Annotated in this window: 8 protein-coding genes; 6 read left to right on the top strand and 2 right to left on the bottom strand. The window is 59.2% G+C overall.

Annotated elements, in window-relative coordinates; all coding sequences use genetic code 11:
- Nucleotides 1-38 precede the first annotated feature (38 nt).
- The 4 genes from ACNKU3_RS07475 to ACNKU3_RS07460 all read left to right on the top strand — a co-directional run bounded on the left by ACNKU3_RS07475 (nucleotide 39) and on the right by ACNKU3_RS07460 (nucleotide 7,388).
- Nucleotides 39-1,691, top strand: a complete 1,653-nt coding sequence (locus tag ACNKU3_RS07475; RefSeq protein ID WP_418258795.1) for a hypothetical protein — start codon at nucleotides 39-41, stop codon at nucleotides 1,689-1,691.
- Nucleotides 1,692-1,700: 9 nt separating this feature from the next.
- Nucleotides 1,701-3,098: an FGGY-family carbohydrate kinase gene (locus ACNKU3_RS07470; protein WP_418258794.1), complete on the top strand. Its 1,398-nt coding sequence runs from the start codon at nucleotides 1,701-1,703 to the stop codon at nucleotides 3,096-3,098.
- A gap of 26 nt (nucleotides 3,099-3,124) precedes the next feature.
- Nucleotides 3,125-4,333 carry an alpha-hydroxy acid oxidase gene (locus ACNKU3_RS07465; protein WP_418258793.1) on the top strand — a complete coding sequence of 403 codons (1,209 nt, stop codon included), beginning with the start codon at nucleotides 3,125-3,127 and terminating at the stop codon, nucleotides 4,331-4,333.
- A gap of 376 nt (nucleotides 4,334-4,709) precedes the next feature.
- Nucleotides 4,710-7,388 carry a TonB-dependent receptor domain-containing protein gene (locus ACNKU3_RS07460; protein ID WP_418258792.1) on the top strand — a complete coding sequence of 893 codons (2,679 nt, stop codon included), beginning with the start codon at nucleotides 4,710-4,712 and terminating at the stop codon, nucleotides 7,386-7,388.
- A gap of 118 nt (nucleotides 7,389-7,506) precedes the next feature.
- Here ACNKU3_RS07460 and ACNKU3_RS07455 read toward each other — a convergent pair whose 3' ends face one another.
- Nucleotides 7,507-7,983, bottom strand: a complete 477-nt coding sequence (locus tag ACNKU3_RS07455; protein WP_418258791.1) for a hypothetical protein — start codon at nucleotides 7,981-7,983, stop codon at nucleotides 7,507-7,509.
- A gap of 171 nt (nucleotides 7,984-8,154) precedes the next feature.
- Between ACNKU3_RS07455 and ACNKU3_RS07450 the strand changes: the two genes are divergently transcribed.
- Complete coding sequence (locus ACNKU3_RS07450; RefSeq protein ID WP_418258790.1) at nucleotides 8,155-11,553, top strand: glycosyl hydrolase; 3,399 nt, start codon at nucleotides 8,155-8,157, stop codon at nucleotides 11,551-11,553.
- A gap of 88 nt (nucleotides 11,554-11,641) precedes the next feature.
- Here the strand turns inward: ACNKU3_RS07450 and ACNKU3_RS07445 are convergent, their stop codons facing one another.
- The gene (locus ACNKU3_RS07445; protein ID WP_418258789.1) at nucleotides 11,642-12,187 is read right to left on the bottom strand and encodes a TetR/AcrR family transcriptional regulator; all 546 of its coding nucleotides are present in this window, start codon (nucleotides 12,185-12,187) and stop codon (nucleotides 11,642-11,644) included.
- 231 nt (nucleotides 12,188-12,418) lie between these two features.
- Between ACNKU3_RS07445 and ACNKU3_RS07440 the strand changes: the two genes are divergently transcribed.
- Nucleotides 12,419-14,587, top strand: coding sequence for a TonB-dependent receptor (locus tag ACNKU3_RS07440; protein WP_418258788.1), 2,169 nt, complete (start codon nucleotides 12,419-12,421; stop codon nucleotides 14,585-14,587).
- The last annotated feature ends 52 nt before the right edge of the window (nucleotides 14,588-14,639 follow it).

Here is a 14,639-nt window from a genome sequence, read left to right as displayed (position 1 = left end):
GACCACTGTCCGCGATGCGAGGCGCCGGAGAGCCCCCGATGTCCGACATCACCGAGTTCGAAACCTCCCCCGTTACGCCGGACAAGCTCCAGCCAGCACGCTACTTCGCAGCGAGTTTTGCCGGTGAGCATGTCGCCGGTACCGAGTTCGTCATCGGTGCCATGTTCGTGACCTGGGGGGTTAGCACTGCGGACATTTTCTGGGGCCTGCTGTGGGGCAACCTGCTGGCGGTATTGACCTGGACTTTCGTGTGCGCCCCGATAGCCGTCGATACGCGGCTGACCCTTTACGCCTATCTCAAGCGGATCGCCGGTCCCGGCACGATCCGCATTTACAGCGTGGTCAACGGCATCCTGTTCTGCATCCTCGCCGGTACGATGATTACCGTATCCGCCTCGGCGGTGCGCATCCTGTTCGATATTCCGGCGCAGGTGCACTGGTATCCCACCGACGGGCGCTTTGTGCTGGTGGCACTGGCGGTAGGTGCCGTGGTCGTCGCCATCGCCATCAAGGGCTTTCGGCGGGTGGCGCAATTTGCCGAAGTGTGCGCGCCGTGGATGATCCTGATGTTCATTGCGGGTGCGCTGTCCATGTACCCCTTGCTGCAGGCTGCGGCCGGCGGCGATGCGGGCTTCGGCGAGGTGGCGGACCGCTTTATCTGGCGCGGTGACAAATCGGAGCTTTCCGCCTGGCACGTGGCTGCCTTCGCCTGGGTTTGTAACCTCGCCATGCACGGCGGCCTGTCCGACATGACAGTGCTGAGATACGCAAGGCGCTACGAATACGGTTACTTCTCGGCGTTCGGAATGTTCATCGGCCACTACCTCGCCTGGGTGTGTGCGGGGATCATGGGTGCGGGGGCCGCGCTGGTTCTGGGGAAATCCATTACCGAACTGGATGCCGGGGGTGTGGCCTACGAGGCGCTGGGTTCAGCCGGGATACTGGCCGTCATCATCGCCGGCTGGACGACCTCTAATCCGACAATCTACCGCGCCGGTCTCGCCTTCCAGTCGCTGCGACCGAGTTGGAACCGCGAGGTGGTGACAGCGGTCGTGGGGGCGGTCACCACCGTGATCGCCTGTTTCCCCTTCGTGTTTTCCCGGCTGATGGATTTCGTCGGCATGATGGGTCTGATCCTGGTGCCCGTGGGGGCGGTGATAGTGGCCGAGCATTGGCTTTTCCCGCGCCTGGGCTACACCCGTTACTGGTCGCAATACCGGGGGCAGTCCACCAACCTGCCGGCGGTGCTGTCCTGGGGTATCGCACTGCTGGTGGCCTTCGGGCTGAACCGGGCAGGCGTGCACCTGTTCTTCCTGCTTGTGCCCGTGTGGATCACGGCGACGCTGGCCTACCTGGTCCTGGCGGGCGCCATGGGGGCGCGCCAGGCCTACCCGCAGGCATCGGGAGACGCGCAGGCGGAAGCCGAGCGCCAGGCCGCGGAGCAGGCTTGCCTGGCACAGGCTCGCGAGTTGGGCGCAGCGGGTCGGCACCGGCCGGGTCCACTTCGCCGGCTGTCCCGGGGCCTCGCGCTACTTGCGCTGATCGCCTGTATCGGGATGGCCCTCTGGGCCCTGGGTGGTGGCGACCTGCAGCTGTTCCGGCGCTGGTTGTGGCTGCCCACTCTGGTCTATTTTGCCGCCGCCATACTGTGGGTCGTCCGCAGTGAGTCCGGCGACAAAGCTGCAGCGTGAGGTCGGCCTGTGTCCCCTTGCAGCTTTGTTCTCGATATCGGCAAGACCCATATCAAGGCTCACGTGATCGATGCCGCAGGCGACTCGGTCGCCTCAAGGGAGACCCTCAACAGGGTGCAGTCCGAAGGTGTCTACCCGCACTATGCGATCGACGCTATCTGGCGCTTTCTGCTCGATAGCCTCGAATCGCTCAACCGGACATTTCCAATCACTGCGATCGCGGTGACCACCCATGGCGCGGCAGCTGCGCTGGTGGACCGGGAGCGGGGAGGGGATGGTCTCATCCTCCCCGTGCTGGATTACGAATTTGTCGGCATCGAAAGCATCGATGAGGCCTATCGGAAGGAGCGGCCCGACTTTTCCGAAACCGGCTCCCCGGAGCTGCCCGCCGGTCTCAACCTCGGCCGGCAACTGGCCTGGCTGGAAGCGCGATTCCCGGTGGAGTTCGCCGCTGCAACCGACATATTGATGTATCCACAGTACTGGGTGTGGCGCCTGTGTGGCGAGCGGGTGAGCGAGGTCAGCTCACTCGGCTGTCATACCGACCTCTGGGCGCCCTGGGAACAGGGGTACTCCTCGCTGGTGACCACCCGCGGCTGGACGCAAAAATTCCCCCGCCTGGTACCGGCGTGGGAGAACGTCGGCCGGATAACCGCCACTGTGGCGGCGCAAACCGGCCTGTCACCGGACTGCGCGGTTATTGCCGGGGTTCACGACAGCAACGCCAGTTACCTTAGATACCGCCGGGGTATGCCGGAGCGCCCCTTCAGCGTGGTGTCGACGGGTACCTGGGCAATTGTCATGGACTCATCTGCGGGGCGGGAAAAGCTGGACGCGGAGCGCGACATGCTTGCAAACGTCGATGTCTACGGTCGGCCGTTTGTCTGCTCCCGGTTCATGGGTGGCCGTGAATACCAGGCGATCTGCGAATTTCTCGGCGGTGACCCGGACGCGCCATTCTCAACCGCGGATATCCTGGCCATCATCGCCGCGGGCCTGCTGTGCCTGCCGACCTGGCAGGCCGGGAGCGGTCCCTTCAGCCAGCGGCGCGGCCGTATCCAGGGAGCCGTGGCGCCGGACACTGTGCCGGCGGCGCTCGCCAGCCTGTATTGCGCGCTGGTACTGGATTACCAGCTGGAACTCCTGGGTTCCAGTGGCGACATCGTCATTGGCGGCGCCTTCCTGAAGAACGCGGGACTGTGCGGCCTGTTGGCCAAACTGCGCGAACCGCAGCAATTGCTGTGTTCGGCCGACCTCACGGGAACTGTCCAGGGTACCGCCATGCTCACCCGTTGGGAGCATCCCGCGCGGCTGGAACCGATGCAGGGGATAGAACCGGTCCAGATCGACGGCCTGGCGGAGTATCGCGCGCTCTGGCGGGAGAGTGTCCTCTCCTTTGCGAACTGAAGTACCTGACTGAAACAGGAGCACAAATGCCTTCACTGAAGGGGTGTTACAACATCGGGGATTTGCGGCGGCGGGCGAAGGCCAGGCTGCCCGCACCGATGTTCCACTATATCGACGGCGGCTCCGATGACGAGTGGACGCTGCGTCGCAACACCAACGCCTTCGACGATTGCGAGTTGATGCCGAATTATTTGCGGGATATCTCGCAGGTTAAGTTGGGCAAGACGGTGATGGGACGGGAACTGGCCCTGCCTTTTTTCCTGTCACCCACGGGAATGTCGCGCCTGTTCCACCATGAGAAGGAACTGGGCGCGTGCCGCGCCGCGGACAAGTTCGGGACGCTTTACAGCCTGTCGACGCTCTCCACCACAAGTCTCGAGGATGTGGCGGCCGCGACGGCGGGGCCCAAGATGTTCCAGATATACATCCTCAAGGACCGGTTACTCACGCGCGAATTCGTGCAGCGCTGTAAATCCAGCGGATACCACGCACTGTGCCTGACCGTGGATACGATGGTAGCGGGCAACCGCGAGCGCGACCTGGTCAACGGCATGACCATGCCGCCGCGCATCACCAGTATCTCCAATTTCTTCAGCTATGCCCGCAGTGTCCACTGGTGGCTGAACATGCTGCGCGATCCGGACTTCCGCCTCGCCAACGTGGCACACCGGGTGGATGCGCTCGGCGGCGGTGCAATGGGACTGATTGATTACGTCAACAGCCAGTTCGATCGCAGCGTAACCTGGGACGACGTGGCCTGGCTGGTGGAACAGTGGGATGGCCCCTTTCTGATCAAAGGGCTGCAATCGGCGCAGGATGCGAGGCGGGCCATGGATGTTGGCGCGACCGGCGTGATGATTTCCAACCATGGAGGGCGACAGCTGGATTCGACGCCGGCGCCGTTCGACTGCGTGGAAGACATGCGCAATGCAGTCGGCGACGGACTGGAGCTGATTGTGGACGGCGGTATTCGCCGCGGAACCCATATCATCAAGGCGCTGTGCCGCGGCGCCGATGCGTGCTCGGTCGGGCGGGCCTATCTCTATGGGTTGGCGGCTGGCGGCCAGGCCGGAGTGGAAAGGGCCCTCGAGCTACTGCGATCCGAGCTCGAGCGGGGGCTCGCGCTTCTGGGCGTGGCAGATGTAAGTGAACTGGGGCCGGGTCATCTCCGCGAACTGTGCTCCGGCGATTTCAAGGCGGGTAATCAAGCTCCAGACCAAGGGGCAAGAGGTTAATCATAATGACTGATTCGAGTACAGCGTGTGCAGCGGGCCGTTGTTCAGGTAAATCCAAACAGGCATCCCGTAGGCGGGCAGCGAATAAGCACGACCCGGAAGAAGCGGTCAGATTCAAATATGAATTGATAAGTTTGGCGACAGCAATTATTATCCGACCATATGGTCCAACCAATTGGTCCAAACATGCCGATCGACTATTCGAATAACAGTGGATCTGACCATTTCCGGAAGCAAGTCGAGCCCCGCCGTCAGCGCAAGGCAGCACGCCATGGGCGCATGTAGTAGCGGGTTATCGAATGTCTTCCCTTGAGAGGGAGACCGGCATTCTTGATCTCAAGACTAGAAAACCTTAAACACCATAAGGACAACGATAATGACTCATACTTTGCGAGAAGCCGTTCGTAGATATACACAATACCTGGCCGCCGGCACGACATCCCTGGCCCTGATACCGGGTTCAGTGCTGGGCCAGGATCAGGATTCTTCGAAGACCCTTATGCTCGAGGAAGTCGTCGTTACCGGTACCTTGATTCGTGGCATCCAGCCGACCGGCTCACAGGTGATAGGCATCGACGAAGATGCGGTCACTGAAATTGGCGCGGTGACCACCAACGAGATGCTGGCTACCGTGCCGCAAGTGTCCAACTTCTTCAACGCGCGACCGGAACAGGACCCGCGAGGGACAGACAGGCTCACACTGAACCGGCCGAACCTGCGTGCCCTGCCGGGAATCAACTCCGCCTCCGGTTCGACCACGCTGGTTCTGGTCGACAGCCATCGCCTGACACCCATGGGGGTGAATGAATCCTCACTGGACGCAGACGTCATTCCCGCAAACGTCATTCAACGCATCGATATCGTGCCGGATGGCGGCTCCTCGCTTTACGGCGCGGACGCGGTCGGTGGTGTAATCAACTTCGTGACACTGGACAAGTACGACGGCGTCAAGGTCGACCTCGGTTACGATATTGGCGACGACTACGATGCCGGACAGGCGGCCCTTATCGCGGGTACATCCTGGGAGGGTGGCAATGGCTATATCTCCGTCTCGACCACGGACCGTGGCGAAGTCCTTAACCGCGACAGGGACTGGGCGACCTACGGGAACTGGAACGAAGACGGTACGGTTTTGACTCCCAGTGGCACCGAGTGCCTGGAGCCTGCTGGCTCGGTCAAAAGGTGGTTCTGGGTAGGGAATGTCGGCGGTAACGATCTCAACATCTGGACCGACAATCCCGCGGCCCCGGGCACTGGCGTATTCCCGGTGGGAGACCCCTGTGACATCAACGGCGCGGAGTCGTTACTGCCGAAACAGGAGCGGGATAACCTGTACGGATCCGTCTCCCAGGACATCGGCGACAACATGACGCTGAGTGCGAAAGCCTACTACATGGATCGCAAGACTACCTACGCAGGCTATCCCCTCGGCGACTCGGTAAACTCACCGACACCTACCGAACTGGGAGTGGTCGGCACACAAACGGGTGATTTGTACGACCAACCTGCAGTCGGCTTTTCCTACGCACCCAACGCCGCCTACAAGCAACGTGAACGTGAAGTCGAAATCGAGACCTGGGGTATTACGCCTGAGTTGATCATCAAGCTGGGGCAGAGCAGTTGGCAGTTGCGCAACACGCTGCATTACGGACTCTCAAAGAACAAGGTGGTAAATCCGGACTCGAATCGGCAGAAAATGCTTGCCTATGTCGATGAGGGACTTTTCGATCCTCTAAATGTCGCAGCTGCGGATGCAGCGGTTGTGACAGATATCCTGAACTGGCAGTTTGGCAACGAGACCGAACAGGAAATGTTTTTATTTCGTACCATCGCGGACGGAGAGTTGATAGAACTTCCCGCCGGTACGATGCGCGCCGCGGTGGGTGTGGAGTACATGCGGGATGACGCCAAGAAGCACACCGGAAGCACGGAGATTGGTGGCCTTGACGATCTCGGCTGGAACAGCGCCAATCGGGACCTGACTTCTGCCTACGCTGAATTGTCGATCCCGGTACTCGAGTCGCTGGACCTGTCAGTGTCCGCGCGCTATGACGACTACAGCGACTTCGGTAGCACTACCAACCCCAGTCTCGGTGCTTCATGGAGGCCTGCATCCTGGATAGAAATCTATGGTAAATGGGGGCAATCATTCAATGCGCCGACACTGCTTGACAGTCTGGCCACCGCGACAGGCGGCTTTTATGCTAATCAGGCAAACGTCGTACCAGATCCCAACAACGAGCTGACCGATCCCGCCCGTGTGGATTCTTTCCTCCTCGAGGGCGCTGGCGGCGAGTTGAAACCGCAATCGGCGGAAATCTGGGCGGCTGGCATCGTCGTGTACCCGGTCGATAACCTGCGACTCAACCTGAACTACTACGATATCGACTTCGTTGATCTGCTGGGTGCGGTCGATCCCACCTCCGCGACGGCGGTTCTGCAGAACCCCGACAAGATTATCTTCAGCCCGACCCAGGAAGAACTGGATTACTTCATCTCCCAGGTAGAAAACGCCGATCAATTTACCGATCTCGACGCGTCAACCATGGGCGTCATCGTCGATCGGCGCCAGACAAACACCGATAGCGCTCGCTTGAAAGGATTTGATTTCGGCGCCCAGTATTATCACGAGACCGGATTTGGCGATATGTCCTATGGAATATCGGGTACCTTCACTGAATCGTTCGATATCACCAAAAACGGCTTTTCATCAGACCAGCTCAAGTACAATCCGGACTTGCTGGTGACCGGTTCCATCGGCTGGACCAGGGATAACATCCGCACCAAGCTGACGCTGAACTATACCGACAAATCGGATGCTGACCCGGCCGAAGCGGTCAACCAGAGTTCCAAGGACAGCTTTCTGCTGACAAACTTCTTCGCTTCATACAATTTCAGCGCCGAATCAGGATTTACCAGCGGTTTGTCGCTGCGCCTGGTGGTGGACAACGTCTTTGATGAGGATCCGCCGGAATACCGTCGCCAGCAAAACTTCAACTATGTGGGTTTTACGCTGGGGCGGGTATACAAACTGGGGCTGACCAAGACCTTCTGAGCATACGTTGGTTACACGCCCGTTCAGCCTGAACGCACTGCCTCCCGGAATGGGTGGCAGTGCGCTTTTTCTGCCGAGTCAAAGCGGCTTTTGACCGACAGCCGTTGCGCTTGCTCACCTAGTCGGAGCGCGTGGCGACATCCGCGAAGACCAGGAAGATCAGGGCCAGGCTACCCAGGAGCGAGGAATAATACAGGGCAAACCCGGCAATCGAGGACATGAAGGTATTGACGACCAGTACACCCATGGTCGAGACAGCCAGGAAGTAAACAGTGACCGTGACGGGCATATTCAGGGCGATAATGCCGGACTTTCCAAGTTTCCGGAGAGGGTATACAAGTACAGCCCATAACAACACTGAAAACCCGAGTTGCACTCCCGAGACGACGCTCCAGAACAGCGGGCCCGTTTCGCGAATGGCGTGTAGCCAGACGGGCACGAGGCAACCCATGATCTGCAATAACGATGCGAATAGTATGGTCAGGAAACGATGACGCTGCACTGGTGACAGCGGCCTTTGAAACGCGGCGACGACGCATGCAAAGCCTGCCAGTGCCACGGCAAGTTGGGAATGAGTCAGCAGTATTTCTTCCATTGGGCCGCCCGATTATTACACGTGAGTCCACAGCACCCGGCACAGCAAAAACGCACATGCGGTGCCATTGTAAAAGCCGGCACTAGCATGGGGGAAGGCAGTTAATGCTGCAAGTACCTGAATCCCCCGCAACGAATAACTCCTGAAACGTACAGATTACCGGTGATGAGTATGGTCGATACAAACTTCAAGAGAATCACTTTCCTGGTCATGGCGCTGGTGGTCGGTGGATCGGGTACGTTTTCTGCGCCGGCGATTTCAGCAAGCGATGCGCTCACGCTCGAGCAGGGGTTCGAAGAACCACCCAATGTTGCACGCCCACGCGTCTGGTGGCATTGGTTGAATGGCAACATCACCGCTGAGGGTATTCGCAAGGACCTGGAGTGGATGCAGCGCTCCGGCATCGGCGGCCTCACCAACTTCGACGTCAACTTTGCAGTACCATCGATCGTCGATAAGCCGATTCCCTATATGTCAGGCGAATGGAAAGAAGTTTATCGCTACAGCGTTTCACTCGCCGACCAACTCGGCCTCGAGTTCGGGATTGCCGCATCGCCAGGCTGGAGCGAGACCGGCGGTCCCTGGGTAAAGCCCCGGGACGGCATGAAAAAGCTAGTCTGGAGCGAGACGTATGTGGAGGGGGGCAAGGCGTTTGACAGCGTGCTCGCAAAACCCCCGACCACTACAGGCCCCTACCAGGACCTGGCTCCCCCCAAGGACCTGAACCCCACGCCCAAGAGTGCCGACCCGGTTTTCTATGCGGATGTCGCCGTGCTCGCATACCGGGCGCAGGAGCCCGTAGTTCCGGGGCAGGTGTCGATTGCCCTGGCCGATGGCACTGGCCTGAACTCGTCCGTACTCACCGACAACAAATTCCGCGACGGCGTCGACATTCCCAAGCCAACGGCAGAGTCGCCCACCCAACTCGACATCGATTTCGCCAGCGAGCAAACCTTCCGCTCCGCGACCCTTTTCCTTCCCGGCCAGGCGGACATTTATTCCGGCCCCAAATACACCGCAGAACTCGAGATGCTGGGCCGGGAGGGTGCCTGGCAAACTGTTGGCAGTTTTCAATTGAGCACGGTGCCTACCACGATCGCCTTTGAAGAAGTGACAGGGCAAAAATTCCGTGTCGTACTGACGCAGGTAGCGGGAGAATTGAGCAATAGCGGGGATTCGGCACCGGGCTTCGATGCGCGCTATATGGATGCAATCGCCGCCTACATGGAGGGCGGCAAGACCATGGCGCTGAGCGAACTGCATCTTTCGCCCGATGTGCGCGTACACCAGTATGAAGCCAAGGCAGGATTTACGGTCGCCCCCGATTATTATGCACTGCAGCCCGCTTTGACCCCGCTGACAGCTCCAGACCTCCCGGTGAAGCCGGACGCGGTGTTAGATCTGACTTCGCAGTTGCAGCCCGATGGCTCACTGTACTGGACTCCCCCGGCCGGCCACTGGAAGATCCTGCGCCTCGGGTACTCGCTGCTGGGTAAGACCAATCATCCCGCGGTGCCCGAGGCCACCGGGCTGGAAGTCGACAAGCTAGACGCCGGCGCCGTGCGCAGGTACCTGGAGACTTACCTGCAGAATTATCGCGATGCGGTAGGTGACGACCTGGTAGGAAAGCGGGGAATCAGCGCTATCCTCACTGACAGCACCGAGGTTGGAGCGTTCAACTGGACGCCGGCCATGCTCGATCAATTCCAGCGCCTGCGCGGCTACAGCGCGCTGCCCTGGCTGCCTACCCTGACCGGCGAAGTTATCGGCTCCCGCGAGCAGAGCGACAGGTTCCTCTACGATTTCCGGCGCACCATTGCCGACCTGCACGCCTCCGAGCACTATGGCACCATCGCCAAGGTCGCCCACGAGAACGAACTCAAGGTTTATGGCGAAGCGCTGGAGGGGTGGCGGCCGTCGCTGGGTGATGATATGGACATGCGCCGGTATACGGACTACCCCATGTCCGCAGTATGGTCCTATAACCGCGAGGATGGCGCCAAGCCCTTGTACATTGCGGATATGCGGGGTGCGGCATCCGTTGCCCACCTGTATGGGCAGAACCTCGCGGCCGCCGAGTCCATGACGTCTACGCGGCATCCCTGGGATCATGTGCCCGCCGACTTGCGCAGGGTCGTCGACCTCGAGTTCCTGCAGGGAATCAATCGGGTGGTTATTCACTCCTCGGTGCACCAGCCGCTGGACGACAAACAGCCCGGGCTGTCACTGAGACATATCGGCCAGTTCTTCAACCGGCATATCGCCTGGGCCGAGATGGCCCGGCCCTGGATGGATTACATCGCGCGCAGCAGCTTCCTGCTACAGCAGGGGAGGTTTGTCGCGGATGTGGCTTACTTTTACGGCGAGGAAGCACCGCTGGGCGAACTGGTCTGGAATGGCTATCTCAAGGATGTTCCGGAGCACTATGGCTATGACTTCATCAATCCCCCAGCGCTATTGAATCTGCTTGAGGTCAGGGATGGCAGGCTGGTGACCGACACCGGGGCAAGTTACGCCGCCTTGTACCTCGGTGGTACAAGCCAGCACATGACCCTGCCCGTGTTACGCCGCTTGTCCCAGCTGGTGGAGGAGGGGGCGACCATCGTCGGCAACGCGCCAGTCGCTTCACCCGACCTGACCGACGACCGGGCGGAGTACCAGAAACTCGCTGCGCGCCTGTGGCCCGGAGATGCGGTCACCCGTGTTGGCAAGGGACGGGTTTTTGTACAAGGAAATGTCGAGGACGTCCTGTCCAGCATCGGTGTTAGGCCCGATGTAGAGTTCAGCGGTGGAGATGCCGACACCGAGTTGCCTTTCCTTCATCGCAAACTGGGGCACGGTGACATCTATTTTGTCAGCAACCGCAAGAATCGCCCGGAATCCGTTGAAGCACACTTTCGCGTGACGGGCAAGGCAGCACAGATCTGGCGTGCGGACAGCGGTGAGATTACTCCCGCTTCATATCGAATCGGGGATGGGGAGACGATCGTTCCACTCAAGTTCGACGCCGAGGAATCCTACTTCGTAACCTTCCTTGAGGACACCAGGAACGCCTCACGTACAATCCCGGAGCCGGATTACAAGCCTGTGCTATCGGTGTCTGGACCGTGGTCGATACAGTTCCAGCCGGGTCGCGGCGCTCCTTCCTCCACCGAAATGGATACGCTGTCCCCGCTCAACGAAAACGAGGTGCCGGGCATCCGTTATTTTTCCGGAGTCGCTTCGTACACGACGGCAATTGAGTTACCGGCGACGTACACATCCGGTTCTGCGACCTTGCTTGATCTGGGAGATGTTGGCGACCTGGCTGAAGTCTGGATCAATGGACAAAAGGTGGGAACTTTGTGGCACAAGCCTTTCCGGATCGACATCAGTTCAACTGTGAAAATAGGCGAAAACCAGTTAAAAGTTCGCGTGGCGAACCGCTGGGTTAACCGCCTGATCGGAGACGCCCAGCCGGAAGCCGAGAAAATCGCGTTTACCGTGACTCCAACCTACGAGGCAGATGCCCCGCTGAGACCCGCTGGCCTGATCGGTCCGGTGCGGGTACTGGCCAGAGATGGTGAATGACCTGGCCTGAAACTGGCCACCACACTGGCCTCAGTGGCTATGGCTGTGGCTTGGAATCAATTTAACTGTTGGACAGCGCACCCGCGGATCACTTGAGCGAGGTATAGACCAGCTCGTCCAGCATATCGGCCAACTGCTTGACGCTGAATTGCCCGGCTGGTTGCGCCAACCACCAGGACAAGGCCTCGAGTTGGACGCTGACCGTACTTATCACGATCAACTCGACCGGGATTTTGGTCTTCTTCGGCACTCGCTTGATAGCGGGCTGCATGCAAAGGCGCAATAACTCTGCCTTGACCGTACCGGCGGCACCACCGTTCAGCAGTGCGGACCAGAGCGCTCTGTTCTCGTTGATGAAGTTACACAGTGTGAGGTGTACTGCGTGCCGGTCGTCGGTTTCGACTACTGGCAGGGACAGCGTCACCAATTTCTCGGACTGCTCTGCGGCAATCTCCTCGAGCAGTGACTCCTTTGAGGGATGGTGCCGGAAGAATGTCGTGTAGTGCACTTTCGCCACACTGCAAATCTGGCGAATGGTGATTTCCTCCAAGGCATGACTTTTCAGCAGGTCGAGAAATGCGCTGTGCAACGCCATCCTGCTTCTAATGGTACGCGGGTCTTCCCTGCTTGACATGAATGTATCCCTGTATCTATGCTACACAATGTAGCATACATAATATAACCAGCTTGAATCCTCGCCGGAGCAGTTTCGCCGGCAACGGAATGTCATATTCAAAATATGAATTTGTCCAAGCCTTTTTATGCAGTAAGCCACGTGTTGAGGACGTGGTCCAGTAGTCTGTACTTAGCCTGAATTCTCTTGGGCAAAAAACACCGTACATAACCATAAGAGAGGTAGTACCCGATGAACCACACTCGCATGTATAGCGCTATTGCCATAGCCATGGCGCAAGCGGTTACTGTCGTGCCAGCGGCGAAAGCACAGCTGGAGGAAGTCATTGTCACGGCAGAGCGGCGCGAAGCGTCCCTTCAGGACACTGAAATTTCCATGTCGGTATTTTCAACCCGGAGTATCGAGGAGCAGGGTATCCAGACCTACCTCGACCTTTCGGCGATGGCACCCAACGTCATGATGCACGAGATGCCGGGCAAGGCCGGTGGCGCCATCTCTATCCGCGGATTCAAGAACGCCGAGACGTTTTCCACATTCGAGCCCAAGGTAGCCCTCTACCTGGATGGCGTGCTGATCGCGAAGGGCGCCGGTTCGGTGTTCGATGTGCTGGACCTGGAGCGGGTGGAAATACTGCGCGGCCCCCAAGGCACGCTATACGGCCGCAACACGGTGGGCGGCGCGGTTAACTTCATTACCAAGAAGCCGAACACCGAGGAGTTCTCCGGCAAGGTCAGCGCCAGCCTGGGCGACTACGACCTGCAGGACTTCAAGGGCTCAGTCAACATCCCGATTGGCGATACACTGGCTTTCAAGGCCAGTGCGGGTTCCATGAAACGCGATGGCTTCTGGGAGAACCGCCTGCAGAACAACAAGACACTCGGTGACAGGGACCGCCAGTCCGCCCTCCTGCAGTTGATGTGGGAGCCCACCGACAGTCTCAACTTTCTCTATGCCTATGACAAGACGGACATCGACGAAGGCTTCTACCCGAGTGCGACGGTCAACTACGGGCCATTGGCGCCACAGTTGGCGCCCTATGTGCAGGACGGCACCAAGGATCGCTATTTCGACGGATTTGATACGTTCACCAAGGCCGATATCTCCGGCCATGCCTTTACCGTAAACTGGGAACTCAACGATAACCTCTCGCTGGTGTCCGTTACCGGATATCGCGAATTCCAGGTCGACAGCTTCCAGGATTCCGACGCCACTCCCATACTCCAGGGCCATGTCTATTCCGGTGACGACTACCAGAACCTGACCGAGGAGCTTCGCCTGGTGGGCGACGGCTTCAACTCGAAACTGGAGTACGTGCTGGGTGCGTTCTACATGGACGAGGACATCAAGGACTCGTACCAGAATCTCGAAAGCGCCGCCTACGGCCTGTCCATCAATTCGGGGGCATCGGCGAAGAACGAGGTCTGGGCCGTGTTCGGCCAGGGCACCTACAGCCTCTCCGAGAAAATGGACTTCACCTTCGGCTTGCGCTACACGCAGGAAGACAGGTCGATGTCGAACAGGCAGATTCTCGAAGTCCTGGGCGGCGGGCCGGTTGTTTCCGAGTCCATTAACCCGAATGCACAGAAGGACTACGACGATCTGTCGGGGACCCTCAGCCTGAGCTACGACTGGTCCCACGACCTGATGACCTACTTCAAGGTATCCAAGGGTTATTCCAGCGGCGGTTTCAACGCGCGGCAGGCAGACCCCCAGTATTTCTACCCGGGTTACGACGAGGAGACGGTGTACACCTATGAACTGGGCTGGAAGTCCACCTGGCTGGACAGCCGGCTGATCCTGAACGGCGCACTGTTCTACAGCGACTACAGCGACCTGCAGGTCAACCAGCTGACCGAGACCGGCTCCAACAACATCGACAATGCCGGCGATGCCGAGATCACCGGTCTCGAACTCGAGGCGACTGCGATGGTCACCGACAGCTTCGAAGTCGGCGGTGGATACGGCTACCTCGACCCGCAGTACAAGAAATATATCGCCGTGGATGGAACGGACCTGAGCAACAATCACTGGGCTCACGCGCCGAAGAATACCTTTAACCTCTATGGTCGCTACCAGGTCGAGGATGTGTTTGGCGGCAATCTGGTGATGCGTGTCGATTACAGCTGGGTCGACGATTACTTCCTGCTTACCGCCAACGGACCCAACCTGGTCGATGGCAACGTCGCACCGAGCTATGACACCATCAATGCGCGCATAGCGCTGGAAGAACTTCCCTTATGGGGCGACACCCACATCACCGTCGCCGCCTGGGGCAAGAACCTGACCGATGAGCTCTGGTATAATAGCGGTTTCGACCTCAGTGATGGCTTGCTTGGCTACGTGGGCAAGTCGCCGTCAGCGCCCAGAACATGGGGCGTGGACCTGATCTGGGAATTCTAGGGCAGGGCCAGGTCCTGCGTGAGTGCAGGCTTTTCATTTTCCCCGCTTCCGT

The sequence above is a fragment of the Haliea sp. E17 genome, from assembly GCF_048323675.1.
Classification (GTDB): Bacteria; Pseudomonadota; Gammaproteobacteria; order Pseudomonadales; family Halieaceae; genus Mangrovimicrobium.
The sequence above is the reverse complement of the archived record's forward strand: the minus strand, read 5'-3'. Positions and strand labels throughout refer to the sequence as shown.